This is a genomic window from Lacticaseibacillus styriensis (assembly GCF_030770295.1).
Lineage (GTDB): Bacteria > Bacillota > Bacilli > Lactobacillales > Lactobacillaceae > Lacticaseibacillus > Lacticaseibacillus casei.
Genome location: NZ_CP132483.1, coordinates 1,562,628 through 1,589,594, shown reverse-complemented (window position 1 = coordinate 1,589,594; position 26,967 = coordinate 1,562,628). Strand labels below are relative to the sequence as shown.

General features: G+C 47.9%; 28 protein-coding genes and 1 tRNA gene. 21 read left to right on the top strand and 8 right to left on the bottom strand.

The window, feature by feature from the left end:
- The first annotated feature begins 18 nt into the window (after positions 1-18).
- The 3 genes from dnaK to lepA all read left to right on the top strand — a co-directional run bounded on the left by dnaK (position 19) and on the right by lepA (position 5,415).
- Positions 19-1,887 (top strand): molecular chaperone DnaK, encoded by a 1,869-nt coding sequence (gene dnaK / locus LACSTY_RS07620; protein ID WP_049169450.1) that lies wholly within the window; start codon positions 19-21, stop codon positions 1,885-1,887.
- A gap of 113 nt (positions 1,888-2,000) precedes the next feature.
- Positions 2,001-3,173, top strand: a complete 1,173-nt coding sequence (gene dnaJ / locus LACSTY_RS07615; protein WP_049169449.1) for a molecular chaperone DnaJ — start codon at positions 2,001-2,003, stop codon at positions 3,171-3,173.
- 403 nt (positions 3,174-3,576) lie between these two features.
- A complete protein-coding gene (gene lepA, locus LACSTY_RS07610) occupies positions 3,577-5,415 on the top strand; it encodes a translation elongation factor 4 (protein WP_306390905.1) in 1,839 nt (612 codons plus the stop codon).
- Between the two features lie 155 nt (positions 5,416-5,570).
- On the opposite strand, the gene LACSTY_RS07605 is transcribed toward lepA, so the two are convergent.
- The 3 genes from LACSTY_RS07605 to LACSTY_RS07595 all read right to left on the bottom strand — a co-directional run bounded on the left by LACSTY_RS07605 (position 5,571) and on the right by LACSTY_RS07595 (position 6,846).
- Entirely contained in the window at positions 5,571-5,801 is a 231-nt protein-coding gene (locus tag LACSTY_RS07605) for a hypothetical protein (protein ID WP_025012476.1), read from the bottom strand.
- A gap of 5 nt (positions 5,802-5,806) precedes the next feature.
- Positions 5,807-6,283: an ASCH domain-containing protein gene (locus LACSTY_RS07600; RefSeq protein ID WP_087912219.1), complete on the bottom strand. Its 477-nt coding sequence runs from the start codon at positions 6,281-6,283 to the stop codon at positions 5,807-5,809.
- Positions 6,284-6,474: 191 nt separating this feature from the next.
- Positions 6,475-6,846, bottom strand: a complete 372-nt coding sequence (locus tag LACSTY_RS07595; protein ID WP_049171355.1) for a hypothetical protein — start codon at positions 6,844-6,846, stop codon at positions 6,475-6,477.
- A 293-nt stretch (positions 6,847-7,139) separates the two neighbouring features.
- On the opposite strand from LACSTY_RS07595, the gene recJ reads away from it, so the two are divergent.
- The 5 genes from recJ (at position 7,140) to LACSTY_RS07570 (ending at position 11,777) form a co-directional block, all read left to right on the top strand.
- A complete protein-coding gene (gene recJ / locus LACSTY_RS07590) occupies positions 7,140-9,434 on the top strand; it encodes a single-stranded-DNA-specific exonuclease RecJ (protein WP_087913261.1) in 2,295 nt (764 codons plus the stop codon).
- On the top strand, positions 9,431-9,958 hold the full coding sequence (locus LACSTY_RS07585) for an adenine phosphoribosyltransferase (RefSeq protein WP_010488148.1): 528 nt from the start codon (positions 9,431-9,433) through the stop codon (positions 9,956-9,958). Before recJ ends, LACSTY_RS07585 begins: the two co-directional genes overlap by 4 nt.
- Before the next feature lie 87 nt (positions 9,959-10,045).
- Positions 10,046-10,546, top strand: coding sequence for a Cys-tRNA(Pro) deacylase (gene ybaK / locus LACSTY_RS07580; protein ID WP_087912218.1), 501 nt, complete (start codon positions 10,046-10,048; stop codon positions 10,544-10,546).
- Positions 10,547-10,562: 16 nt separating this feature from the next.
- Positions 10,563-10,880, top strand: a complete 318-nt coding sequence (locus LACSTY_RS07575) for a DUF960 domain-containing protein (RefSeq protein ID WP_049171364.1) — start codon at positions 10,563-10,565, stop codon at positions 10,878-10,880.
- Between the two features lie 102 nt (positions 10,881-10,982).
- Complete coding sequence (locus LACSTY_RS07570; protein WP_087912217.1) at positions 10,983-11,777, top strand: N-formylglutamate amidohydrolase; 795 nt, start codon at positions 10,983-10,985, stop codon at positions 11,775-11,777.
- A 219-nt stretch (positions 11,778-11,996) separates the two neighbouring features.
- On the opposite strand, the gene LACSTY_RS07565 is transcribed toward LACSTY_RS07570, so the two are convergent.
- Positions 11,997-12,596: an Ltp family lipoprotein gene (locus LACSTY_RS07565; RefSeq protein ID WP_162494880.1), complete on the bottom strand. Its 600-nt coding sequence runs from the start codon at positions 12,594-12,596 to the stop codon at positions 11,997-11,999.
- 551 nt (positions 12,597-13,147) lie between these two features.
- On the opposite strand from LACSTY_RS07565, the gene LACSTY_RS07560 reads away from it, so the two are divergent.
- The 4 genes from LACSTY_RS07560 (at position 13,148) to LACSTY_RS07545 (ending at position 14,879) form a co-directional block, all read left to right on the top strand.
- A tRNA-Ser gene (locus LACSTY_RS07560) sits at positions 13,148-13,235 on the top strand.
- 260 nt (positions 13,236-13,495) lie between these two features.
- Complete coding sequence (locus tag LACSTY_RS07555; RefSeq protein WP_010488153.1) at positions 13,496-13,882, top strand: hypothetical protein; 387 nt, start codon at positions 13,496-13,498, stop codon at positions 13,880-13,882.
- Entirely contained in the window at positions 13,882-14,085 is a 204-nt protein-coding gene (locus tag LACSTY_RS07550; RefSeq protein WP_087912215.1) for a hypothetical protein, read from the top strand. Before LACSTY_RS07555 ends, LACSTY_RS07550 begins: the two co-directional genes overlap by 1 nt.
- 407 nt (positions 14,086-14,492) lie before the next feature.
- Positions 14,493-14,879, top strand: a complete 387-nt coding sequence (locus LACSTY_RS07545) for a DUF1093 domain-containing protein (RefSeq protein WP_087912214.1) — start codon at positions 14,493-14,495, stop codon at positions 14,877-14,879.
- A 164-nt stretch (positions 14,880-15,043) separates the two neighbouring features.
- On the opposite strand, the gene LACSTY_RS07540 is transcribed toward LACSTY_RS07545, so the two are convergent.
- Positions 15,044-15,292, bottom strand: coding sequence for a hypothetical protein (locus tag LACSTY_RS07540; protein WP_010488157.1), 249 nt, complete (start codon positions 15,290-15,292; stop codon positions 15,044-15,046).
- A 104-nt stretch (positions 15,293-15,396) separates the two neighbouring features.
- On the opposite strand from LACSTY_RS07540, the gene LACSTY_RS07535 reads away from it, so the two are divergent.
- The 8 genes from LACSTY_RS07535 to LACSTY_RS07500 all read left to right on the top strand — a co-directional run bounded on the left by LACSTY_RS07535 (position 15,397) and on the right by LACSTY_RS07500 (position 22,357).
- On the top strand, positions 15,397-16,002 hold the full coding sequence (locus tag LACSTY_RS07535; protein WP_162494861.1) for a DNA-3-methyladenine glycosylase: 606 nt from the start codon (positions 15,397-15,399) through the stop codon (positions 16,000-16,002).
- The gene (locus LACSTY_RS07530) at positions 15,999-16,493 is read left to right on the top strand and encodes a DUF3013 family protein (RefSeq protein ID WP_087912213.1); all 495 of its coding nucleotides are present in this window, start codon (positions 15,999-16,001) and stop codon (positions 16,491-16,493) included. Before LACSTY_RS07535 ends, LACSTY_RS07530 begins: the two co-directional genes overlap by 4 nt.
- Positions 16,494-16,554: 61 nt before the next feature.
- The gene (prmA, locus tag LACSTY_RS07525; RefSeq protein WP_087912212.1) at positions 16,555-17,508 is read left to right on the top strand and encodes a 50S ribosomal protein L11 methyltransferase; all 954 of its coding nucleotides are present in this window, start codon (positions 16,555-16,557) and stop codon (positions 17,506-17,508) included.
- Entirely contained in the window at positions 17,508-18,236 is a 729-nt protein-coding gene (locus tag LACSTY_RS07520) for an RsmE family RNA methyltransferase (RefSeq protein WP_087912211.1), read from the top strand. Before prmA ends, LACSTY_RS07520 begins: the two co-directional genes overlap by 1 nt.
- Positions 18,237-18,273: 37 nt before the next feature.
- Positions 18,274-18,597: a membrane protein gene (locus LACSTY_RS07515; RefSeq protein WP_049171380.1), complete on the top strand. Its 324-nt coding sequence runs from the start codon at positions 18,274-18,276 to the stop codon at positions 18,595-18,597.
- Positions 18,598-18,934: 337 nt separating this feature from the next.
- On the top strand, positions 18,935-21,160 hold the full coding sequence (locus tag LACSTY_RS07510) for a RelA/SpoT family protein (protein WP_047106218.1): 2,226 nt from the start codon (positions 18,935-18,937) through the stop codon (positions 21,158-21,160).
- Positions 21,161-21,284: 124 nt separating this feature from the next.
- On the top strand, positions 21,285-21,731 hold the full coding sequence (dtd, locus tag LACSTY_RS07505) for a D-aminoacyl-tRNA deacylase (RefSeq protein WP_025013559.1): 447 nt from the start codon (positions 21,285-21,287) through the stop codon (positions 21,729-21,731).
- Positions 21,731-22,357, top strand: coding sequence for an HAD hydrolase-like protein (locus LACSTY_RS07500; protein ID WP_087912209.1), 627 nt, complete (start codon positions 21,731-21,733; stop codon positions 22,355-22,357). Before dtd ends, LACSTY_RS07500 begins: the two co-directional genes overlap by 1 nt.
- Before the next feature lie 80 nt (positions 22,358-22,437).
- Here LACSTY_RS07500 and LACSTY_RS07495 read toward each other — a convergent pair whose 3' ends face one another.
- From LACSTY_RS07495 to LACSTY_RS07485, 3 genes are all read right to left on the bottom strand, one after another.
- Positions 22,438-23,760 (bottom strand): N-acetylmuramoyl-L-alanine amidase family protein, encoded by a 1,323-nt coding sequence (locus LACSTY_RS07495; protein WP_087912208.1) that lies wholly within the window; start codon positions 23,758-23,760, stop codon positions 22,438-22,440.
- Between the two features lie 140 nt (positions 23,761-23,900).
- Positions 23,901-24,581: an HAD family hydrolase gene (locus LACSTY_RS07490; protein ID WP_087912207.1), complete on the bottom strand. Its 681-nt coding sequence runs from the start codon at positions 24,579-24,581 to the stop codon at positions 23,901-23,903.
- Positions 24,582-24,599: 18 nt separating this feature from the next.
- Positions 24,600-25,058 carry an HIT family protein gene (locus LACSTY_RS07485; RefSeq protein WP_087912206.1) on the bottom strand — a complete coding sequence of 153 codons (459 nt, stop codon included), beginning with the start codon at positions 25,056-25,058 and terminating at the stop codon, positions 24,600-24,602.
- Positions 25,059-25,682: 624 nt separating this feature from the next.
- Between LACSTY_RS07485 and hisS the strand changes: the two genes are divergently transcribed.
- A complete protein-coding gene (hisS, locus tag LACSTY_RS07480) occupies positions 25,683-26,966 on the top strand; it encodes a histidine--tRNA ligase (protein WP_087912205.1) in 1,284 nt (427 codons plus the stop codon).
- Position 26,967 lies beyond the last annotated feature (1 nt).

Sequence of the window (26,967 nt, the reverse complement as noted above, 5' to 3'; positions counted from 1 at the left end):
TAAAGAAGGTATAACAATATGAGTAAAGTTATTGGTATTGACTTAGGAACCACCAACTCAGCTGTTGCGGTTTTGGAAGGCAATCAGCCAAAGATCATTACAAATCCTGAAGGCAATCGGACCACACCGTCTGTTGTTGCTTTTAAAGATGGTGAAATTCAAGTCGGTGAAGTTGCCAAGCGTCAGGCAATTACCAACCCGGATACGATTGTTTCGATCAAACGCCACATGGGCGAAGCCAATTACAAGGTTAAGGTTGGCGACAAGGAATACACCCCTCAGGAAATTTCTGCGATGATTCTGCAATACATCAAGAAATTTTCTGAAGACTATCTGGGCGAACCGGTTAAAGATGCCGTTATTACCGTGCCGGCTTACTTCAATGACAGTCAGCGTCAAGCTACCAAGGATGCCGGGAAGATTGCCGGCTTGAATGTTCAGCGGATCATTAACGAACCAACCGCCTCAGCATTGGCTTATGGCTTGGACAAAGGCGACAAGGATGAAAAGATCCTGGTTTATGACCTTGGCGGTGGGACCTTTGATGTTTCCATTCTGCAATTAGGTGATGGCGTCTTTGAAGTTCTGTCAACCAATGGCGATACCCATTTGGGCGGGGATGATTTTGATAACAAGATCATCAACTGGTTGGTTTCCGAATTCAAGAAGGACAACAACATCGACCTGTCTAAGGACAAGATGGCCATGCAACGTTTAAAGGATGCTGCTGAAAAGGCAAAGAAGGATCTGTCTGGCGTTACCCAGACCCAGATCAGTCTACCATTTATCTCTGCTGGCCCTAATGGACCGTTGCACTTGGAACGCACTTTGACGCGTGCTCAGTTTGACGAAATGACCGCTGACTTGGTTGCCAAGACCAAGCAACCGGTTGAAAATGCGTTGAAGGATGCCAAGCTAACCAACGCTGACATCGACAAGGTTATCTTGAACGGTGGTTCTACACGAATTCCGGCGGTTCAGGAAGCCGTTAAAGAATGGACCGGCAAAGACCCAGATCACAGTATCAACCCTGATGAAGCTGTTGCTTTGGGTGCTGCTATCCAAGGTGGTGTCATTTCCGGTGATGTTAAGGATGTTGTCCTGCTGGATGTTACCCCGCTGTCACTGGGTATTGAAACCATGGGTGGTGTCTTCACCAAATTAATCGATCGTAACACGACCATTCCGACTTCCAAGAGCCAGGTCTTCTCAACTGCAGCTGATAACCAGCCGGCCGTTGACATTCACGTTCTGCAAGGTGAACGGCCAATGGCAGCGGATGACAAAACGCTTGGTCGCTTCGAATTGACGGATATTCCGCCGGCACCACGTGGGGTTCCGCAAATCGAAGTCAAGTTTGATATCGATAAGAACGGGATCGTTCAAGTTTCTGCCAAGGATCTCGGCACCGGCAAGTCACAGAACATCACCATTAAGAGTTCCAGTGGTTTGTCCGATGAAGAAATCGAACGCATGAAGAAGGAAGCCGAAGAAAACGCCGAAGCCGACGAAAAGCGTAAGGAAGAAGTCGACTTGAAGAACGATGTCGATCAGTTACTCTTCCAGACTGATAAGACACTCAAGGACGTTGACGGCAAGGTTCCTGAAGAAGATATCAAGAAAGTCAAGGATGCTCAAGAAGCTTTGAAGAAAGCGCAACAAGAAAACAACCTTGATGACATGAAGCAAAAGCGGGACGACTTGAACAAGCTGGTTCAGGACATGACCGTTAAGCTTTATGAAAACGCCCAGAAGAATCAGCAGGCACAAGGCGGCGCTGCGAGTGGTGCTGCAACCGGTGCAACGCAAGGCGGTACCGACAAGAAGTCTGACGATGATACCATCAATGGCGATTACAAGGATGTTTCTGACGACGATAAGAAGTAAGGTCGCAGATCATCAGCAAAAAGCCGAAGCCGCGGCGCGGTTTTGGCTTTTTGTTTGAATTATGCTATGCTGAATTGGCATTTTCAGTCACGATCTGAATCGAGGAGGAACTCATGGCGGATCAGAAAGATTATTATGAGACGCTCGGTGTGAGCCGGGATGCCGATGATGACACCATTCGTAAGGCTTTTCGCAGGCTATCGAAAAAATATCATCCCGATCTCAATCACGCACCAGGTGCAGAGCAAAAGTTTAAAGAGATAAATGAAGCCTATCAGGTCCTGTCTGATCCCCAGAAACGTGCGGCCTATGATCAGTATGGTTCTGCTGATGGTCCGCAGGGATTTGGCAACGCCGGCGCAGGAGGAGGCCAGGCAGGCGGCTTTGGCGATTTCGGTGGCCAAGGTGGTTTTGGCGGCGGCTTTGACGATATCTTCAGCCAATTCTTTGGCGGAGCTGGTGGTGGTGCTCAAGCGAATCCGTCAGCACCGCGTCAAGGCGCCGATTTACAATACCGGATGGACTTGACGTTTGAAGAGGCGATTTTTGGTAAAGATACCAAGATCTCCTACGATCGCGAAGCTGTTTGTCATACCTGTCATGGTAGTGGCGCTAAACCGGGTACCAGCCCGGTAACGTGCCATAAGTGCCATGGTACCGGTTACATCCAGGTACAACGAAATACGGCCTTTGGCACGATGATGACACGCCAGGTTTGCGACGTCTGCGGCGGTACCGGTAAAGAAATCAAAGAAAAGTGCCCGACTTGCCATGGTAGCGGTCATGAACAAGAACGTCACACTATTGATGTCAAGGTTCCAGCCGGCGTTGAAGACGGTCAGCAAATGCGGCTGCAACAAGCTGGTGAAGCGGGAACCAACGGCGGGCCTTACGGTGATCTGTACATTGTTTTCCGAGTTGCACCAAGCAAAAAGTATCAACGGGACGGCGCAGAAATCTATCTGACCATCCCATTAAGCTTTGCGCAGGCTGCATTGGGCGACGAAATCAAAGTCGATACGGTTCATGGACCGGTTGAGTTGAAGATCCCGGCAGGTACCCAAAGCCAGACTAAGTTCAGACTACGCGGTAAGGGTGCGCCAAGACTGCGCGGCAACGGAACCGGCGATGAAATTGTTACCGTCGAAATTCAAACGCCAAAGCATCTGAATGAGAAACAAAGAGCAGCATTGATGCAATTTGCTGCTGCCAGCGGTGAAGATGTCACGCCGCATAATGGCACGTTGTTTGACCGTGTTAAAGAAGCGTTTAAAGGCGGGAAATAAAGCGCTAAAATTAATTGACACAAAAAAATCGGTTCTGGAGGCAACTTGTCGCTGGAACCGATTTTTTGATATCCTTGTCTGGCAACTTCAATCTAACTTGTCTGGTTGCGGAAACGCGCTCACAGTCGCAGAAGTCTGCGTATAAGGACCTTGGTCGCAATGGCCTAAGCCCGGGCCATCACGCCCAAGGCCACTTATACTCCGACTTCTAACCGCGCCGGCTCACGCTCTGCTTGAAACGCGTTCGCTGGCGCAGAAACCTGCATGTAAGGACCTTGGTCGCAATGGCCAAAACCGGACCATCACGCCCAAGGCCACTTACACTCCGGTTTCTAACCGCGCCAGCTCACGCTCTGCTATAATAAGAATCAAACGTTCGCTTAGAAAGTAGGCACTATTAAAGATGAATCATGAAGAAATGCTGGAACGACAAAAGCATATCCGCAATTTTTCGATTATTGCCCATATTGATCATGGCAAATCGACGCTTGCCGATCGCATTTTGGAATTAACCGACACCATTGCCAAGCGTGACATGCAGGCGCAAGTGCTTGATGATATGGCGCTTGAGCGGGAGCGCGGGATTACGATTAAACTCAACGCGGTCGAATTGCACTATAAAGCCAAAAATGGCGAACCCTATATTTTCCACTTGATTGATACGCCGGGACACGTTGATTTTAGTTATGAAGTCAGTCGCAGTCTGGCGGCGTGTGAAGGGGCACTGTTAGTTGTCGATGCCACTCAAGGGGTCGAAGCCCAAACGCTCGCCAATGTTTATTTGGCGATTGACGATGATCTGGAAATTATTCCTGTCATCAATAAAGTCGACCTGCCCAGCGCCCAGCCGGATGTGGTCAAAGAAGAAATCGAGGAAATGATCGGCCTTGATGCTTCCGATGCGATTTTGGCAAGTGGCAAAACCGGGCTCGGTGTTCCGGAAATTCTTGAACGGATTGTAAAAGACATTCCTGCACCATCTGGAGATATAAACGCACCCTTGCAAGCTTTAATTTTTGATTCGGTTTACGATGATTATCGTGGCGTTGTGCTTGATGTCCGCGTTAAGGAAGGTCAGGTCAAGGTCGGTGACACCATTCAGCTGATGAGCAACGGCAAGCAGTTTCAGGTAACAGAAGTCGGGGTTATGTCGCCTAAAGCCGTTAAGCGCGACTTTTTGATGGTAGGGGATGTCGGCTACATTACTGCATCAATTAAGACGATTCAGGATACTCGTGTCGGTGATACTGTCACACTAGCGGATCGGCCGGCAAAAGAACCATTAAAAGGCTACCGGAAAATCACGCCAATGGTTTACTCCGGACTTTTCCCAGTCGATAATGCGAAGTTTAATGATTTGCGCGAAGCATTGGAAAAATTACAGCTCAACGATGCGGCGCTAGAGTTCGAACCAGAAACGTCCCAGGCGCTTGGTTTTGGCTTCCGTTGTGGGTTCCTAGGGCTGTTACACATGGATGTCGTCCAGGAGCGCCTGGAACGCGACTATGGCCTTGATTTAATCATGACAGCGCCAAGTGTGGACTATCAGGTAGTCCTGACAGACGGAACCGAAAAGACCATTGATAACCCAGCTGACATGCCGGATGCCAGTGAAATCAAAGAAATTCGCGAACCCTACGTGAAGGCTTCGATTATGGTGCCAAACGATTATGTCGGGCCGGTCATGGAACTATCCCAGCGTAAGCGCGGCGAATTTGTTACGATGGATTATCTGGATAAGTATCGGGTTAATGTGATCTACGAACTACCGTTATCCGAAATCATCTATGACTTCTTTGACGACCTCAAGAGCAGCACCAAAGGATACGCTAGTCTGGACTACGAAATTATTGGTTACCGTCAAAGTGATCTGGTCAAAATGGACATCCTGCTCAACGACGATCCGGTTGATGCCCTAAGCACCATTGTTCACAAAGACTTTGCTTATGACCGCGGCAAGGCCATTGTAGCCCGGTTGAAAACAACCATTCCGCGGCAACAGTTTGAAATTCCGATTCAGGCAGCCATCGGCAACAAGATTATCGCCCGCAGCACCGTCAAGGCTTATCGTAAAAACGTTCTGGCTAAATGCTATGGCGGTGACATTACCCGAAAACGCAAATTGCTGGAGAAACAAAAGGCCGGTAAGAAAAGAATGAAAGCGGTGGGGTCTGTGGAGGTGCCTCAGGAGGCGTTTATGAGCATTCTTAAGATGAATGACGAAGAAAGCCGCGGTAAATAGCGGTTTGTAGTCATTTAAATCTGTAACGTTTACTGAGACTGTTCCTCTAAACGGCAGCTATGCATTTTTGACAGCTGACAATAACTCATAGTAGCGAAACAACCAGGCGCTGGTGATCCGTGGCGTCTGGTTGTTTTAATCTACTTTCGTGCAGTCTAATAGCCCTCATTCTTACGCTGATGATCATCCACAATATGTTTTGCCTTATGTGCCAGCTTGCGTTCCGGTTTGAAGAACTGGTATGCGCCATAGGAAACCAATCCGCCGAGCGCTGTAATGCCGAAAACAAGGATGTAGATAGTCGCGTCTAAAGTAGGGTGAGGGATGTCCTCGAGTTTCCCTGTGACTTTCTTTTCCGCTAATGCCGTGCGATTTTTAAGACTCATGTTCGTCACCTCGCTTGAACAATCGGATAAACCGTGTGAAACTCTTCGACAACAACCATTGATGAGGCGGGATCAAACTGAATGCCGTTTGCCTGATATTCTTGGCGGAAAAACGCCTCATGAGCTGCCCGCCAGCTTGCCAACGATTGGGAGCCTTTACCTTCACGTTTGGCGATCGTGGCATCGACTTTGGTAAATGGCGTCACAAACACATTGTCCGTGAAAGTCAAGGCGACAGGGCGATCCTGACGATCCAAGATGATGTTGTAAACACCGGCAATTGGTAGTGGATCCTGCTCAATGGTATAGAGTTCAAAGCCGCTGGTGGTTGCGGTCTTTTGGCCGGCTTTCACGAGAGCAGCCAGCTGGTCAGCCAACTCAGGTCCGCCCAGTTGATAGGCATCTTCGTAGGTTGCGGCGGGTAGATCCAATGCAGCTTTGGCTTTAGCAAAAAAGTCGTCCAATACTTGCTGATCAGCCATGACTTTCACGTCCTTTCTTTATCATTATTATCACACAATTCTCAAAATGGTGCATGATTATCTCATTAAAAGGCCGCACACATGAGTATCAGTCAATGCCCGCCATTAGGTCCTTCTTGATACAGAAGCATCATTTAACAGTAAGAAAAAATCGATGCCTTGCGCGGGCATCGATTTGTCAACATTCAGTTTTAGAAGACCTGTTCGTCAACTTTGCGCATGACGATCTTCGGTACGGTTAAACCAAGTTCATTTGCCAAAGTCTTCATGGCTTCTTCACGTGTCTTGATTTTATCCATATCCCAGATGATGTTGGCGATTCGTCCATTTTCGTAATCAAAAGGTTCCTCGTAGAAGTAATCATCGTCGTTGTCGCTGTGAAGTTTTGCGGAAACCTTCTTCGACAATGCCCGGGTGTAATCACGGTCGATCATTTCCGGAACGTCTTTTTCCGTTACATAACCGACTTTCTCAATTTGCTTAGCTGCCTTATCGACTGCTTCGTCAGAAACTGTAATCTTCTTGCCGGCCTTTTCATTGAATTGGTCTTGAGATTTTGCCATGGTGCTTCCTCCTTAAAAATCGTAACGGTCTGCGAAAGGCTTTAATCCGTTACGCTTTGTCTAATAAAGACAACCCCTCAATTACGGATTGTCCGGTTAAAGTCGCTGACTGGAGTAGGGCTTTCTAACAGTTTAATTATATCACGCTTTTTCTTGCCCGAACGGATGGGTTTGGTAAAGAAGCGTTAGAGGAGGTTAAGAAAGCCAGTGCTGCAATGGAAAACTTGTGGCAACCGGTTAATTCGTGGCGGGTTGTCTGGTATACTGGATCGGTTAGAAAGGAACGAAACAATATGACGCAGTATCAGTGGCAACTCGCCGCACAACCCGATCCAGCAGCCGTTCAACAATTAAGCCAGACATTAGGCGTGCCGGCCTTTTTGGCGACTTTGTTGTGGCAGCGCGGTATTAAGGATAAATCTGACTACGAAGCGTTCGTACACCCAGACATCAGCCGGCTGCACGATCCATTTGCGTTGCACGGCATGGATAAGGCAGTTGCGCGAATCCTAAAAGCAATCGAACATAATGAAAAGATCACGATTTACGGTGACTATGACGTTGACGGCCTGACCAGCAGCGCCATTATGCTTGAAACATTGCAGAGCCTTGGCGCGGAACCTGATGTGTTTATTCCGGATCGATTTGCTGACGGTTACGGCCCAAATGCCGAAGTTTATGCCTATTTGCAGAAAACTGGGACGCAACTGGTGATCACGGTTGATAACGGCGTGGCTGGCGCTTCTGTGATTGACGCCGCTCAGGAAGCCGGGATGGACGTTGTGGTCACGGATCACCATGAACTACCCGCAAACCTGCCTCATGCGGTAGCGGTCGTGCACCCGCGGCATCCTGATGGTCATTATCCGTTTGGCGATCTTTCCGGTGCCGGCGTGGCGTTCAAAGTGGCAACCGCACTGCTTGGCGAGCCGCCGCTTGAAAGCGTCGATTTGGCTGCCTTAGGGACGATCGCGGATTTGGTTAGTCTAACCGATGAGAATCGCGTCATTGCACAGTTGGGTTTGAAAATGATTCAAACTCAGCCGCGGGTGGGGATTGCCGCAATCTTAAAAGAGGCGGGCGTTGCCCCAGAAACTGTCAACGAAACAACAGTCGGCTTTGTGATTGGTCCGCGACTGAATGCACTAGGACGCATGGGCGATGCGAATCCCGGCGTCACCTTGCTGACGACTTTCGAAGAAGATGTTGCGGCTGATCTGGCGCAACAGGTTGGTAAATTAAATCAGGAGCGCCAAGGATTGGTCAGCAAGATTGCTACAGAAGCACTGGCAATGGCACAGACCCCGGAAAACCAGGCTGCCAAGACTTTGCTGCTGGCGAAAAAAGGCTGGCACGAAGGCGTTGTCGGGATCGTTGCCAGTAAAGTGGTTGAGGCGACTGGCAAGCCGACACTGATTATGAATATCGCCGATGACGGTATGACTGCTAAAGGCTCGGGCCGTTCGATCGAGGCGTATCATCTTTTTAACGCCTTAGAACCGGTTAGAGACAAAATGGTGGCGTTTGGCGGTCATCATATGGCCGTTGGGTTAACGGCCAAGGTCGAGGCACTACCGGCAATTCATGCACAGATGGAGGCGGCTGCAGCAACGATGCTCAAAACCGTGCCAAAACCGACACTGCCGATTGCTGCGCGTCTGGAAAATGATGATTTGACGTTAGCGCATTACGAATTGATTCGCCAACTTGCGCCTTTTGGCCAGGGCAATCCCGAACCAACCTTTTCACTTCGGCCGCAAGTGATTCAAAATGTGAAGCAAATCGGCAAAGAAAATACTCATCTCCGGTTTCAGGTAGACAATGGCATTAATGTCATCGGTTTTGGCTTTGGTGAGGCCGCCGCAACGCTGGTTGACGCCCAAGCCGTTAAGCTTGCTGTCAGACTGGATCAGAACACCTGGCAAGGCAATACGAGCCTGCAACTGATGCTAAAAGATTATGAAGTCAAGCAACCGCAAGTCATTGATTGGCGAATGCCTTCCATCGATGGCGGTCAATTCAAAAGCAGTCGCACCTATGTCTTTTTTGATGCGAAAGTTAAGCAGCAGTTTGAGCGGCAATTCTCCTTTGGTGGCCCGACGCTGACGGCTGAGCAAGTCACATCGCCGTTAGCCAACGCCGTTTTGGTTGATTTGCCGCAGAATCGGGCACAGTTGCGGGCGGTCATGCAGCAAATCCAACCACCAGTCGCCATTATGTTTTACGGCGCACCCAGTCATTTAGTGGCCATTCCGACGCGCGTTGAGTTCGGCGCTGTTTTGCATTTTCTCAAGGCCCATCCCGGTTTTGACAAGCACTACATTCCGGCAATCGCTAAAGCCGTGCACTTGACGGTCCATCAGGTGATCTTGGCGATTCAGGTGTTTTTTGAACTTGACTTTGTTACAATAGATGGTGCTTTTATTTCTCCAGTCACAGCACCGGCCAAGAAGCCACTGCAGACGGCCAAGGCTTATGCAGCGCGCGAAGAATTCCTGACGCTCGCGCAGCAGCTGCAAACCATGCCGCGGGCCCAGTTGGAAGCGATGTTGCTGACGGAGCATACAGACAGTGAGGTAGAATCATGACCATCAATTTTAAAGATTACATCGCAAGTGTGAAGGATTTTCCGGAACCGGGAATTATTTTTCGCGATATTTCACCGCTGATGGCAGATGGAAAGGCATATGCCGCAGCAACTGACGAAATTGCCGCTTACGCCCAGGACAAAGGCGTTGAGATGATCGTCGGTCCGGAGGCACGCGGCTTTATTGTTGGTTGTCCGGTCGCTTACAAGTTAGGCATTGGTTTCGCACCGGCCCGGAAAAAGGGAAAGCTGCCGCGGCCAACCGTTAAGGCCAGCTATGATCTGGAATATGGCGAAGCCACCCTTTATTTACACAAGGATGCCATCAAGCCGGGGCAACGGGTCCTGGTTTGTGATGACCTGCTGGCAACCGGGGGTACCATTGCCGCAACGATTCGCCTAGTTGAACAACTGGGTGGTGTGGTGGTTGGTACAGCCTTTTTGATTGAATTAAGCGACTTACATGGCCGCGATAAGATCAAGGACTACGATATGTTCACGTTAATGGCATACACCGGCGCTTGATGGTGGTATTTTCGCTGCAATTGCCCTAGTATTTTAAGTGAAGGTTTTCAAGTAGGTCAGATGGAAATTTCGTGAGGAGGGGTCGCAATGGCTAAACATCATAAGACAGAAAAAACCTTGGTCGAAAAAATGTTAGACAAAGCGGGCATTACCTACGTGCCTTATGAATTTCCGACCGAAGAAGTGGGCGACGTTGCCCAGTTGGAAGTCGATCACCTCGATGTTCCGGAACATCAGATTTATAAAACGCTGGTATTGACCGGCAACAAGACCGGTCCAGTGGTTGGCGTTGTTCCCTTAGACCGACATGTCGACTACAAGAAGCTAAGCAAGGTCTCCGGTAATCGTAAAGTAGGCATGGTGCCATTGAAAGACCTTGTGAAAACGACTGGCTATGAACACGGCGCTAACACACCGATTGGCATTCATGAACGCCACAAGTACCCGATCTTTATCAGTCAAGAGGCCGAAAATCAGCAGCAAATGATTGTATCAGCTGGCAAAGTCGGCCGTTCCGTTGGCATTGATCCCAAAGTGTTGGCAGACTTTGTCGATGCACAGTTTGCGGATATTGCCACGCAGGACTGAGGAAAGGAGCCAAGTCATGTTTGAAGCAAATCACAGTCGATTCGCGACATTTGGCATAATTTCGAACTTGCCAGGCGAAATTATCGATAGTATTTGGATGATCATCGACCGCAACTTACAAGGCGTGGTGCCACTGAACAACTTACTGCGCTTTGATCTGCAGAACAATCAAGGTAAGCTCACGGTTCATTTTAGTGAGGAAGGGGCCGACACGGAAATGGCCGTGGATCTGCCATTCCCATACGATCCCAGCTTCCCGGACACCGTGATGGCTTATGATGATGGTGAGAGTCAAACCATTCTTTTACCTGAAGAAGGCCACCGCGAATCGTAATGTCGCACTTAATCAAGTAAAAGGGCTAATCAGCATCGGGCGAAAATCGTTCGGTGCTGATTTTTTACGGTGCATCGTTTGCAATAAGGGGGTGCTTCATATTTGAATGACCAAAACGCGACGTACACGGTGTTGAATCCGGATCGTCATTCACCGGTCGTCATCAGTTTACCGCACAGTGGCACTTGGCTCCCTGAGTCCATGAAACAGGCATTGTTACCAACTGCTGTGCTAGCCAACACGGATTGGTTTTTGCCGAAACTCTATCGCTTTTTACCAGCCGCTGGGTTTACGACATTGATCAATCACGTCAATCGTTACGTTGCCGATCCCAACCGCGCCGTGACTTACGATCTGCACCATGATTATCGCTCGGCCACTATCTATCAACGCAACACGTTTGACCATCCGCTCTACGCAAAACCTTTGACGACTGTGCAGATGCAGCAACGCGTCCGCATGTTTTATTGGCCTTATCGTCATCAGCTGGCTAGCTTGCTGAATCAAAAGAAAGCAAAATTTGGTCATGCTTATTTAATTGACCTGCACAGCTTTGCCCAATATCCATATTATCCGGGCGTTAAGCCAAAAACCATTGTCTTAGGCAACGATCATGACAAGACCTCCAGCAAAACATTTCGGCAAGCACTAACAAATCGGTTAATCAAGCAGGGCTGGACTGTCGAAAATAATTTTCCGTTTCGCGGAGGCGACATCACGCGTCATTATGGGCACCAACAGGGAATAACGGCGATTCAAATTGAACTGCGCTATGACCAGTACATTGCGCACAGGACTTTTGGTGAAGAGGTGCTCACGCAATATCAGCCGGATGTTTTTGGGCAGGCGCAAAGGCGTTTAGCTTTTTTGACAGATTTTTTGAATCGTCTGGATTAAAGCGGGCATCTTGATCTCGATGATTGCGTTGCCAAAATCTGAATCAGAATAAAATGCTAAAAAGACAAAAAGACACCGGTGAGTTATTTTCTCACGGGTGTTCTCGATAGTTGATGTAAACAGGCAATCTTGTCCCCCAAACCAAGTGTTAGCTTGATTTAGGCTCGATCATTGAGCGAAGGTTGTTTCAGCGTAACTCAAGTTTAAAAAGAGTTGCGGCTACTTATCACTAAGATGTTGAACAGCATAATTTGCTTCTTCAGCGGTGAACTTTTCACCATGCTCTGAAGTTAGCTGGTCACGAATTGCATCAGGTGACATCGCCATGTCCTTTTGGTACGACTTAGCTTTCTCCAACGCGTTTTTGTTCCAATCTGCTTTGACATTTTGAATGGCATAATTGCCTTCTTCAGCGGTGAACTTTTCGCCGTGTTCAGAAGTCAGTTGATCCAGTATGCCAGCCTTTGACATGTGCATTGTGTCAGCATAATTTTTAGCTTTCTTAACAGCATTCTTATTCCAGTCCGACGTGACATGATCAATCGCATACTGCGCTGCTTGAGCTGAGAACTTTTCACCATGCTCAGAGGTAAGTTGGTCATAAACGCCTTGTTTCGACATATTCATCATCGTTGCATAGGACGTTGCCTTGGCTAATGCCGAGCGATAATCGGCCGGTACATCAGGTTCTTTGGATTCAGCCTTGGATGGCGTTGATTTTGACGCATCAGCAGTTTTACTTTCAGTTTGACTAGAGCTAGATGTTTGTTTTGAGCTGTTGTTACCTTTACCCCCAGCCATTCCGCCAGCAATAATCATAACAACGACAACAAGTAACCAGAACCAAATTCGCTTATAAATCGGCTTTTTCTTCACTTAACTTTTCCTCCAAATTATCTATTTAATTGTTTAAAAATAATCCGATCTGCCCCGACAGATCGGGATTCCTACTTGTCATTTCACTTGTGAACCTTCACAACAACGATAAAATGGGCATTAACTTCCCGAAGAGCTGAAAGTCGAAGGCGCCTGTTTGCACCTTTAGAAGCATATTATACAGTCTAACAATTTATGTCAACAAAATAAAACTTGTAGATGGTACAAAAAGATTGTGCACAAATTTAAATATTTTAATAACACTTTTTATTTATAGATTAAATTTAGACTTGTATTTAGTAATTTTGCAAAGGCATGCATAATCAAATCAGACAAAACAGTTACAAACGTCACATAATTAGAAGGCGACACAGTGTCACCGTTCATCTAAATGATCAGCAACAAGATTTAGTCTCTTTGAAGTTAGTCACACAAATTTTAAGAGATTTGCTTCCCAAAATGCAGGCATTTTGTTATACTAGTTCTTGTGTTTTGGAGAGTTGGCAGAGTGGTAATGCAACGGACTCGAAATCCGTCGAACCGGCTAATACCGGCGCGCAGGTTCAAATCCTGTACTCTCCTGAGATTGAAAGAGCGTGATACCGGGATTTAACGCCTGTTATCACGCTTTTTTTACGCCATTAGTATGGTTCCAAAATCGACTATGCGAACCTGCACATCACGCGGTCGGTTTCCATCCAGTCCGTTTCATTTTTACTCGCTATACCACAATTCAACAGCAGAAGATTAATAACCTTTGTATAAACAGGATCCATCATCGTGCAATGGTTTCTGCAAACTTGTATAATACAGTTACTGCTAAAACAAGGGATGATCGACACTTGAAAATTTCCATTAAAAAAGTACCGGCACTTTATGATTTGATTTACGGGGCGTTTGCCCTTGTGATGCTGATTGTTGCGATCGTAACAACTTTGCCCAACGGATTTTCTTTTACAAGCGTTGGCGCAACGCTGATGACATGGGCGGACCATCTGTGGTGGTTGACCGTGCCTGGCATCATTTTTCATCTACTGTCGTATTTTGTGAGTCAACATTCACGATTGCTAACAGTGGGCAACATCATTGGGTTATGCGCCTTTATTGCCTTTATTTTGATTCCTAATTATAGTGTCTTCGCATTGATTGGATTGGTCGTTGCCATGCTGCTTATTTTGAGAGGCGCCAATCGCTCACATCGAATGCGCGAGGAGTCGGAGGTGTCATGATGCCTTGGTTAAAGCATAAAAAAGATGACGAACCGGAAGTCGGCATTGGCGATCATGATTTTAGCCAGTTTGTTAAAAATGCCCGCCGCGATCCGCAACGTTTCAAGGCGGTTCAGTCAGTCTTCAGCCGACTAAAACGCAGTCCGCATAAAAACAATAACAATCATCCGCCAGTGAAGCATTCACCCAAAGATGCGCGTTAAGACCATTTAGTAGTTATACAAGAAGGTATATCAGCCTCGGGACGATCTTTGTCTCCGAGGCTGATTTTGTTGCCGCGCATTTGTTTATGCTGCTGTCACGCAAACAATCCTCAGATATTTCGAGATTACCTTCCGCCGAGCGATACTTGCAAAAGTATTAAAGCTAAATTAAGAGTAATTATTTTGTTGTTTTGATCTTACAAAAATGTTCGATCAAGACCTTATTCGTCCCTTAAAATGACGGTCTGTGAACCTATGCAACTAACGCAGATGCCTCTGTAGTCCTTGTCCACCTTACGTTCATGACATTTTTGTCACGATTTAAGAAAACTCTAAAGGCGGTAAAGATAGTTGCAACTTTTCAATTGGATTGACATAATGTTGGTAACAAAAAGGAGCGATTATCCATGAAAAGAGTTATAGGTGTGGTTGCGTTACTTGCGGTTCTCGTTTTGGGCTTTTTTGGTTATCAGTATTGGAACAGTACCTATAATGGGGTTGACGCTTATGCCGTGGTCACTGAAGGCAAAAAGGAAGCTTCCAAGAATGATGATGGCTCGCCTTATAAAGTGAATGGCAAACAATACTACACGTATGAATACGATTTCGTCTGGATTACAAAAGATGGTCAAGAACGAAAACTCGGGTTCTCATCTCCAGAATCGGCTGATCCCAAGCCATTAACACCAGGTACGTATGTTAAAGCCAAGATTTCGCAAAAACGGGTCATTGCTGGACCACAAACCGTTTCGGCAGATTCGGTTCCTGCGGCGATTAAGGATAAGCTTAAGTAGTTTTCGGTGGCATTGAGAGCATGACGCTAGCATGGCATGGACATAGTACAGAGACCTGAGCTGAGTCCGACCACGCTTTGCTTTCTAGCCATATCGGTTCACACGTAAAAAAGAGGCAAACAACAGCCTATAAAGACTGCTAGTTTGCCTTTTTTTGCTAGCCATTATTTTTGGTCAGGCAATGTAAGCGCGCCGTCTTCGACCAATTTGCTTAAGATTCGATAAAGTAGTTCTTCGGAAAAATCCCGCGACTCTGATAGCAAATAACTATAGGTGTCAGCTACACCCGGATCCGGTACTTTGGCTAACCATTTTTGGAGGCGGGCATTGACCTTGTCGTCTGTGTAGAGTTCGGAGACCAGTGTATCGGCTTGTTGACTGATAAGCGCGCGCAATGCTAAGTTTTCTGCCATGTTCAGCTTCCTTTCCAGTTGGTTACTATTATACCTGGCGATATTTTGAAGGCAAAGCCACTTAGCCCTTTGCATTCGTCTGAAGCTAGGCTAATATATTAAGCATGATAATTCCTTGGTTAGCAACACAACCAACACTTCAATCCGCCCAACAATTGCTGGGGATGAAGTTAAGTTTAGCCAACTGCAGCGGCTTAATTGTCGAAACCGAAGCTTACCTCGGTGTTCGCGATCAAGCGGCACATGCGTTTGGTAATCGGCATACACTGCGTAATCACAGTTTATTCCTGGAAGCCGGGACTGTCTATGTGTATCAAATGCGCCAATATTGTCTGTTGAATATTGTGACACAGGCGGCTGATATTCCGGAGTGTATTCTGATCCGAGCGCTTGAACCGATTAGCGGACTGGAGGACATGGCGCACCGGCGTCATCAAACCGGTGTTGGGCTTACAAACGGGCCGGGAAAGTTATGCCAGGCGTTAGCGATTGATCGCCAGCTCGATGGGACTGCGTTAAATGACGGTCAATTAAAACTAACGCCAACAACGTATCGGCCCCAGAATATCGCAGTCAGTCCCCGAATTGGCATCCCCAATAAGGAACCTTGGACAAGTGCGCCACTGCGATTTTATGTGTCCGGCAATCCGTTTGTGTCGGGCTTGCCGCGGCGAGACCAGGATCGGAAAATGAAAGGATGGCAAGCATGAGCCAACTGAATATGTTAGATGCAATCGGCGAGAAAATGGATCAGCTCGATTTTGACGGCGATCTTAGTTTGAACTGGGATAAGGATGCCCACGTCATTGAACTGGAAATCACGATGACGGCACAGGGTGAGGCAGGCATCGAGGTTGAAGACCAAAACGGCGCGACCATTGATGACGGACCGGTCACTTATCAAGATGCAATTCTTTTTTATGACGAAACCCGGCTGCATGGTGAAGATTACGCCGATGACTATCTGGCCATTTTCGGGTTTAACGGCAAGAAAGGCATTGACGTCGCAACCGTGGATGCGTTGTTCATTTACTTGCAGGATTTGCTGGACGATGGTGAAAGCGATCTGATGGATTTTGTCGATGGCACGTCTGACAATGATCTTTTTTCATTGAATTTCGACGATGCGGCGTTTGAAGAGATTCTGGCGCAACAACCTGACGCCAACAATCGGATCTTTTTGCCGTATCCAAAGTATTAATAAGTTGATGAGTGAGTGTTAACCGCAAGTGGATGATAGGCGGCACTAAAAGGAGACATCGATGAACAACGATTGGACAGCGTTAACGGTAACAACCTCGACTGAAGCGATAGAGGCGGTTAGTAATATTTTGATGGAAGCCGGCGCCGAAGGGATTCAAATTAAGGACGCCGCTGACTTCAAAAAGGCGACAATTGATGCTCACGGAACTTGGTTCGACCCGACGACTATTCCGCATTTGGCTTCAGGCGCTCAGGTGATTGGTTATTTTGATCCAGCTATTTCACTCATTGAACAGCGCGACCACATTGCGTCTCAAGTCAAAGAATTGAAGCAATTCGGATTAGATCCCGGGGCGGCAACGGTCACGTTGACCGATGTGCGGCAGGCGGATTGGGCCAATGTGTGGAAACAGTATTATCATCCGCTTCGAGTTTCGCGGTTTTTGACCATTGTGCCTAAGTGGGAACATTACACCCCGGAACAAAATGGCGAAATCGTCTTAACGCTGGATCCGGGCATGGCGTTTGGCACTGGTACTCATCCGACCACCCAGCTGATGTTAGGATTACTGGAATCAGTGGTTCGTGGCGGCGAGACGATGATTGATGTCGGAACGGGTTCCGGAATTTTGGCGATTGCAGCCGAGCGTTTGGGTGTCAGCCGGATTTTAGCAACCGATGTCGATGATGTTGCCGTCAAAAATGCCCAGTCTAACATTGAGCTCAATCCTGTCAGCCACATCACGGTAAAGGCAAATGATTTGCTACAAGGAATCACGATGTCTGCTGATTTGATTGTTGCCAACATTTTAGCTGAGGTTTTAGTGCCTTTAATTCCGCAGGTTCAGGAACGCTTGAAGCCCAGGGGTCATTTCTTGCTTTCCGGCATTATCGCCGACAAAGCTGCCTTGATCACGCAGACTTTGCAGGCCAATGGGTTTACGATTGCCCAACGGCGTGAAACAGGCGGCTGGGTGGCACTCGATGCCGTGATTCAAGAGGAGGACGACTGATGCAACGGTTTTTCACCATACATAAGTTGCATGAAAAGCAGACGTTAACATTGGAACCAGCGATTGCCAAGCATGCCATTAAGGTGTTGCGGCATGAGGTGGGCGATGTGATTGAGTTGGCCGATCCCGAACGCCACGTTTATCACGCCACGATTCAAACCACAGATCCGCTGACGGTCTTGATCGGCGAGGATGTTACGCAACCCGTTGAACTGCCGATTGCAGTTGAAATTGTCTGCGGTGTCAGCAAAGGCGATAAAGCCGAGTGGATTGTCCAAAAAGCAACCGAATTAGGCGCTGCCAAGATCGGCTTTTTTAATGCACAGTGGGGCACTGCCCGCTGGCCGGCCGAACGGGTTGCCAAAAAATTGAGCCGGCTGGCGACCATCGCGCAGAATGCCGCGGAGCAAAGTCATCGCAATCTGGTTCCTGAAGTGGCAATGTATGCTAAGCTTAGTGATGTAGGCAATAGCGCGGCAGTCAAGCTGGTTGCTTACGAAGAAAGTGCCAAGCAAGGCGAACATGCCGCACTGGTAGCAGCGTTGGCAGAAAAGCCGGCATCATTATGTGTTGTTTTTGGTCCGGAAGGCGGTATTTCACCGGCTGAATTAGCTGGGTTAAAAGCAAATGGCTTCACACCAGCCGGTCTTGGCCCGCGAATTCTACGGGCAGAAACGGCGCCGCTTTACTTACTGAGTGCCGTTTCGGTTCTCACCGAGCTTACTTAATTAAAAATTGAATCATTGATAAAGGAGACTATCGCTGATGAGTCGTGTCATGAATTGGGTCAAAGTTCCGCGCAACACCATTATTTGTTGGAGTGTCTTCGTGACCTTGCTCCTCCCTTGGGTCTTCCCGTTACTGCATCTCAGCACTGCCATTCGCGTTGGGGTACTGTTCATTTTGATCAATATGTTGAGTGCCTGGTGGATTGGCAAAATGATTCATCGCCATCATTTAGGCTGGTGGTGGCTTCTGGTTTTACCTGTCTTGTTTACGTTGATGGTTTTATGGCGTTACAAATGGTATGGGTACTTTTTTCCACCGATCTACATCGTTTTAAGCCTACTGGCAATGGCAAAGGACTAGCATTTTGCCAGAGAATCGTTATAATTTAAGGGTAGTTTAAGAACAGATGAAACCAGCTGTGCGACTATTGTTTCATCAACAACGTGCAGCGATCATGCGCGAACTGACGCGATTAATCAAGCGTAACGAAGCGGCGATAAGCGTGTTGTCCCGGCCAAGTCGGAACAGACCGTTTATCGCCCTTCTCATAATGTCGGTGCGCCTATTAACGCGCTCACCGGCGCAGAAGTCTGCATGTAAGGACCTTGAACGCAATGGCCAAGAACCGGCCATCACGTCCAAGGCCGCTTACATTCCGACTTTTAACCGCGCTGGTGAGCGCTTAGGAGGAATTGGAATGGCCGAAGAAGTTGAACTTACCCAACCGGATGTCATGAAGTTGTGCAAAGCTTATATGAATCCTGAACATTTGGCATTCGTCGAAAAGGCCTATAAATTTGCTGCATACGTTCATAAAGATCAGGTTCGCAAGTCCGGTGAACCTTACATCATCCATCCCATTCAGGTAGCCGGGATTCTTGCCGAATTAAAAATGGATCCGGAGACTGTGGCTTCCGGGTATTTACATGATGTCGTCGAAGACACCAACATTACGTTAGGTGACATTGAAGAAGTATTTGGGCACGATGTTGCGGTTATTGTTGATGGCGTCACCAAACTGAGCAAAGTCACGTATGTTGCGCATAAAGACGAACTTGCTGAAAACCACCGGAAGATGTTGTTGGCGATGGCCAAGGACTTACGGGTCATCATGGTCAAACTGGCGGATCGCCTGCACAATATGCGGACGCTCCAGCACTTACGCCCGGACAAGCAGCGGCGGATTGCCAATGAAACGTTGGAGATATATGCGCCTTTAGCTGATCGTTTGGGGATCAGCACCATCAAGTGGGAGCTCGAAGATTTGTCGCTGCGCTATCTAAACCCGCAACAGTACTATCGGATTGCCCACTTGATGAACAGCAAGCGAACCGAACGCGAAGCCTATATCCAAGAGGCCATTGAAGAAATCAAAAAAGCATTGGCTGACTTGCATATCAAATACGAAATCTATGGTCGTCCCAAGCACATTTATTCGATTTACAAAAAAATGCGCGACAAACACAAGCAGTTTGACGAACTCTATGACCTGCTTGCCATTCGGGTGATCACCGAAACGATTAAAGACTGTTATGCGGTTTTAGGCGCCATCCATACCAAATGGAAACCGATGCCTGGACGGTTTAAAGATTACATCGCGATGCCAAAAGCCAACCTGTATCAAAGTATTCATACAACGGTTATCGGGCCCATGGGCAAACCACTAGAAGTGCAGATTCGAACCGAAGAGATGCATCATGTGGCTGAATATGGTGTTGCGGCACACTGGGCCTACAAAGAAGGTCAGACCAGTAAAGTTCAGTATGACAAGGCTGGTAAGAAACTGGATATTTTCCGCGAAATCCTCGAACTGCAGGATGAAAGCAGCGATGCGGCCGACTTCATGGAAAGTGTCAAAGGCGATATTTTCACCGATCGGGTTTATGTATTTACGCCCAAGGGTGATGTCTACGAGCTCCCTAAAGGTAGTAATCCACTTGATTTTGGCTATCTCATTCACACTGAAGTCGGTAATCATACGGTCGGGGCAAAGGTCAACGGTAAAATCGTACCGCTGAATTATGTGCTCAAAAACGGCGATATTGTCGAAATGCTGACAGCGAGTGGCAGTGCTCCGAGTCGTGACTGGATCAAGATTGTTTATACCTCCCGTGCCCGCAACAAGATCAAGCGCTATTTTAAGCAAGCCGATAAAAGCGAAAATGCCGAAAAAGGCCGCGATATGCTGGAACACGAGCTGCAGGAGGAAGGCTATACCCCTAAAGAGTTCCTGACCAAGGAAAACCTGTCCGGGCTCATGCAGCGGCTGAATTTTCAAACCGAAGATGAACTGATGAGTTCGATCGGCTATGGTGAATATACACCGAAAGTCATTGCTAATCGGCTGACTGAGAAGTATCGCCACGAGAAGGCCGAAAAAGATCGTAAAGCTAAAGAAGCCGCGATCCTGTCGAAGAATCAAAAAGTGACGACGGTTTCCAGCGAACGCCATCAGCCACAAACCCATTCCGAAGATGGCGTGGTGATTGAAGGCGTCGATAATCTGCTGGTTCATCTGGCCAAGTGCTGCATGCCTGTGCCTGGGGATGCGATTGTCGGGTATGTCACCAAAGGCCGTGGTGTGACTGTTCATCGTGCCGATTGCCCCAACGTTCAAAATTCCAAGGAAATGTCCGGCCGGCTGATTGAGGTTCGCTGGGAGAATGAAGAGGATCAAAAGCAGCTCTTCAACACAGATCTCGAAATTTACGGATACAATCGCAGCGGATTGCTGAGTGATGTTCTGCAGGTTCTCAACGCCCAAACCAAAGCCTTGAATAATATCAATGGCCGGGTCGACCATGACAAAATGGCTGACATTCATGTTACGGTCGGGGTCCGCAACCTTGCCCACTTGGATAAGTTGATGGACGCTGTTAAAAATGTCCCGGATATTTATGAAGTTAAACGGGCCAATGGTTGATCGAAGGCAGCAGTCGAGCAACATCACCAGCTTAGACTGAGATGTTTGTTCCTGCTGCCTTTTTCGGCCACGATGAGACAGCACCGGTTTCAAATGAAAATGAACGAGAAAAGGAGAGACATTTATGCGCGCAGTCGTACAACGCAGTCTAGCCGCCCAAGTGACCATTGAGGGGCAGACAGTCGGAGCCATCGACCACGGTTTTGTCGTGTTATTAGGCGTTGGTCCGAACGATACCCAGGCCGACAGCGACTATCTGGCGGAAAAAATCAGTAAATTAAGGGTGTTTAGTGATGATGCCGGCAAAATGAATTTGGCCTTGGCAGATGTCGGTGGTCAGATTTTGTCGATTTCCCAATTCACGTTATATGCCGATACCCGCCGTGGCAATCGGCCGAGTTTTACCAATGCAGCAGCCCCGGCTTTAGGTGAGCAACTGTACCAAGACTTCAATACCAAACTACGGCAACTGGGGGTCACAGTGGCGACCGGTGAATTCGGTGGCGATATGCAGGTGAGTCTCACTAACGACGGTCCAGTTACCATTCTGTTTGATACGGAGGCGAAGTAATGCTGGTTAATGCTATTTGGGATTTTGACGGCACGCTGTATGATTCCTATCCCGGCATGATGAAAGCCCTTAGAAGCCTCGTATTGGACAACGGCGGGCAAATTGAACCGGATGCTTTGTACCACCAAGTCAAAAAGACTTCGATCAAAAAGTTTCTAACCGATTTCGGTAGCAAAGTAGGGCGCTCGGTGGATGAATTAGAGGCTGACTACCATCACCGTGCTCGTGCTTACCTTCATGACATTCATCCTTACCCGGCGGCGCTGCCAGTGTTGCAGGCAATCAAGGATCAAGGTGGCAACAATCTGTTGTTAACGCATCGCGACCACAGCGCATGGCAGATTCTAGGGGATGATCATGCGGATACGTTGTTTCTCGGTGGTGTGGATTCCGATCTGAACCTACCGCGCAAACCGGCACCGGATGCGATTCAGTATCTGCTTGACCGGTTTCAGCTGAACCCGGCAGTTACCGCCATGATCGGTGACCGTTCTCTGGACATTGATGCTGGCGTCAACGCAGGGGTCAAAACCATTTACTTCAATGTCGATGGGTTAAATGCCGTACCGCAAGCGGACTTTAAGGTGAATACTTTGGAAGAAATTCCGCCTTTGTTCCGTAAGTAAATAGTTGCAACCAAAATACCCGCTAAGGCAACCGCAGCTGCCTTAGCGGGTATTTGATTGGTCGAAAACAAGTGAAACGATTATTGGTGATTGCCAGCCTTGAAGTAAGCATTCAACCCATTGACGATATCCGTCGCTATTTTGGACTGATATGTCGGATCCTTGATGTGTTTGAAGTCTTTGTCATTGTTGATGTAGCCCATTTCGTTCAAAATGGCCGGCTGCTTGTTATCGCGCAAAACTTCATAATTACCAAAAGCCACACCACGATTCTCCAGCGGTAAGCCGGTCAGCGCACCATTAATCGATTTGGCCAGCGCGAGATCCTTTTTACTGCTGTAGTAATAGGTGGTGAAGCCTGAAGCAGAGTTTTTGGATGGACTAGAGTCAAAGTGGAAGGAGATGAACGCGTCTGCGTGGGCATTGTTGGCGGTGGTCGGTCGTGGAGCAAGATCAACAAACGTATCGGTGGTGCGTGTCATGATGACGTTTGCTCCGGCTGCGCGCAAAGCATTGGCGACAAGGTCTGCCGTTTTCAGGGTGTAGGTTTTTTCATAATCAGAGCCATCATTGGCAATGGCGCCGGTATCGGTACCGCCGTGACCCGGATCAAGAACAATCGTCGCTTCGGAAAGCTTGGTTGCGGCTTTTTGCGTCTGACCGTCATTAGGCGCGCTGACTGTCCAACTAGCCACAAAACCGGTTTTTCCATCAGGCGTGGTAACTTGGTACCAATCATCCTGCTGCTTGATAACGGTTAGTTCCGTGCCTTTGTCCAGTTTTTCGACAACCGGCGCATTGATACCCGCCGCATTTCGTAAATTAGTCGTTGTGTTGGTCGTGACTTTTAGCGAGGGGTTACTTTGGGTCTGCGTCAGATTTGCCTGAGCAGGTTGTGCGAGGTTCGTTGTCTGGCCGGTCAGCTGGACACTGCTGCTGGTGATCCACGCCGCAGTATTGTTGTATGCGATTTGCGTCCAGTTGCCTTCCTGATAGACGACCTTAACACTCACGCCAGCATTAAGGGAGCCTAATTGTTTGGCATCCTGGCTCGCATATTCGCGCACATTGACCGGTTGATTGACGGTGGCAACTTTTGCCCGAGTTGTGGCGGCTTCGCTTTGATCGACCAGCCATGATGCCACCCAACCAATTCGATTCCCGGCAAGCCGCACTTGGTACCAGGAATTCTTGGCACCGATAATCGTCAGCTGATTGCCCGACTTAACCTGGCCCATAATGCCATAAGCAAGCCCGGGCCCCAGCCGCACGTTAACCGTGTCGGCCTTGACCGTCATATATTGCGTATTGGCCATGACACTGGTCGTCGCGGCACCAACGCCAAACAACACCGCCAGCAAAATGATCAATGGCCATTTTTTCAATTGTCCGATAGGTTTCATGACCCAGCCTCACCATTCTCTAAAAATCGTTAAGTTCATTATAGCAAATCGGCTGGTAAAAAGGCGGTAAAGACGGTTTTAGCGGTCTGGAAAGGCGACTCCAGGTTATTTTCAACTTAGCGTGTAAAAAAATGCCCGTCTCAATCAGACAAATCCTGCGCGGCAAGTTTCGCAATGTACGCTGGCACTGGTGTCAGGTCATTAAAAACCTGATAGGGCTGATACCTTGTCATGCCGTTGAGATGCTCACGGTTGATCCAGACTTTTTGCCAGCCCATCTTTGTACAAGGAACAATATCCCACCAAAAACCTTTGGCAATATGCACGTGCTGTTTAGTGGAATGACCGATTTGATGATCAACATACTGAAAGAATGCCAGCGTTGGCTTGTAACAGCCCGTTTGTTCCGGTAAAAAGATGTCATCAAAAAGATAGCCAAGCGTTGCGGCATTATCGGCCATGATGTCAATCGAGGCATTCGACATGAGAAGCAAAGTGTGTTGCTTTTCTTTAAGTTGTTGAAGAACGGCCATGACCTCGGGAAAGGGCCTAAGTTGATGATAAGCTTGAACAAGCAATTTTGCCTGCTTTTGAAAGAACAATGCCGTTCCAAATATCATATCTAAGTATTCAAGATCCCTTTGAATGAGGTTTTCATAAGGCACGATTGTCTCACCGTACATCAGACGATCTTCAAAACTGCTGTATGTATTGACAACTGTTGTCTCATTGCGTTTACATTTGCGCGCCAGTTGCATCAGCAATTGCTTAATCGGGGTGGTATCTAACAAAGTCCCATAGCAATCAAACGTTAAGATCAAACGAACACTTCCTATCTTTTAATGGTTAGATTCGAGTTGCAGTTTCAATGCATCAGTAATTCGCTGCCGAATCATATGATGCCTAATAGGATCGTATTGATATCGCGAATCACTCCAGTATGACGCGGGATACAACCAAACCGGCTTTGCCAGACGGTTCGGACTTTCTGTTTTGTATCGTGGAAACACATGTGCATGTAAGAAGTGATCAGTGTTACCAAGAATGTCATAGTTCACGCGCACTGGCTGGCATGCAGATAAGACCGCATCGCCCAAAGCGGCCATACTTTGCAAAAATAAGGTTTGTTCAGGTTTTGTCAATTGATTTAAGCTATCAACTTCGCGTTTTGGCAACAACACGCTATATCCGGGAAGAAACTGAACATCACCAAAAACAGCAAAGCCACCTGGTAACTCTGCCATCACCATCGGATTTTTACCCGCTAAAGCCGACTGAATGCGATTATCTTGCCACACCGCCATCATCCCTAATCAAAATTTAATTTTGTAAATTAAAATCATCATACGCGCATGGCTTTTTAAAGACAATGTCGCTCTGAAAGCAAATTTAGCGTTTACATCAGGCTAAACGCCGTTGACAAAGCTTTCTGTAAACCGTATGCTTTAAACAATAACTAAGACCTGTGACGGAGTAGGATAGATCAACTTTAAGCGACCCGGAGATGGTGAAAGCCGGGACCGATCGAAAAGACACTCCCGAGGTGATCAAATTCCGGAACGCCACCGTTATGGCAAAGTAAAACACAAGGTGGTACCGTGTCCGCACCCTTCGAGTAATCGAGGGGTGCATTTTTTTAGAGCGCGAACTGGCGCGGTTAGGAGCCGGAGTGTAAGCGTCCTTGGGCGTGATGGCTGGTTTTTGGCCATTGCGACCAAGGTCCTTACACGCAGGCTCCTGCGCCAGTGAGCGCGTTTCGGAACCGGATTGCCTCCCAATATCTATTGTTCCAATCCCATAGTCGAACGGAATTTCGCCATTTAGACTCGAGAATCTTAGACAGGCTCCCGTAACACGCCCACCATCAAAATCCACCCGATCACCCAACCCCATCACATCTCTCAGACTACAGGAGGTCCCTCATGAATTATCAACGTCCAAAAGGCACAGCCGATATTTTACCTGGCCAAAGTGAACGTTGGCAGCAGGTAGAAGCTGTTGCCCGTAAAATTTTTGCCCAATACCAATACCGTGAAATCCGCACGCCGATTTTTGAAAATGTCGACGTATTCTCGCGCAGTGCTGGCGACACCAGCGACATTGTGACCAAAGAAATGTATACCTTTAAAGATAAAGGCGATCGAATGATGGCCTTGCGTCCTGAAGGCACTGCCGGTGTCGTGCGGGCCTATGTCGAAAACAAATTATACGGTCCTGAATATGCGAAGCCTTACAAAGTTTATTATATGGGGCCAATGTTCAGGTATGAACGCCCGCAAAGTGGCCGCCAGCGGCAGTTCCATCAAATTGGGGTCGAAGCTTTTGGCAGCGATTCTCCGGTACTCGATGCCGAAACGCTCGCCTTGGCTAAGCAGTTGCTTGAAGCTTTAGGCGCCAAACACCTTAAGTTTGTCATCAATTCGTTGGGGGACCCAGCGACGCGTAAAGCATTTCATGCAGCGCTTGTTGATTACCTGACGCCGTTCAAAGATGAGCTTTCTGAAGATTCTAAAGTTCGTTTAGAAAAAAATCCACTGCGCATTCTCGATAGTAAAGATCGTCATGACCAAGAGATTGTCGCCAATGCGCCTTCAATTCTGGATTATCTGACCCCAGAAGCTCAACAGCATTTTGATCGCGTGAAGACGTTGCTGACAGGGTTGGGGATTGATTTTGACGTGGATGCGACCATGGTCCGCGGGCTTGATTATTACAACCACACGATTTTTGAAGTCATGTCCGATGATAAAGTCTTTGGTGGCGGCTACACGACGATCTTGGCAGGCGGCCGTTATAACGGGCTGGTTGAAGAACTCGGCGGTCCCGAGACTCCCGGAATTGGTTTTGCTATGGGCGTTGAGCGCTTGATGCTGTTGATGCAATCAGACCAAGAAGCCGCACAACCGGATGCCTACATCGTCACCATCGATCAGGGTGCTGACCAAGAAGCCTTGCAAATGCTGACAGCCTTGCGTCAACAAGGCTTTACCGGCGAGATGGATTACATGGGCCGCAAAGCAAAGGGCCAGTTTAAAGCAGCCAACAAAGCGCATGCGAAGCTGGTTTTGACGATCGGCGAAAGCGAACGCGCAGCCGGCACCGTCCAGATTAAAAATATGGCAACCGGCCAGCAACAAGCTTTTCTGCAAGCAGATGTGTTGGCGGATTTTGGTAAAATTTATACGCAAGTAACGGAGGCAAAATAGT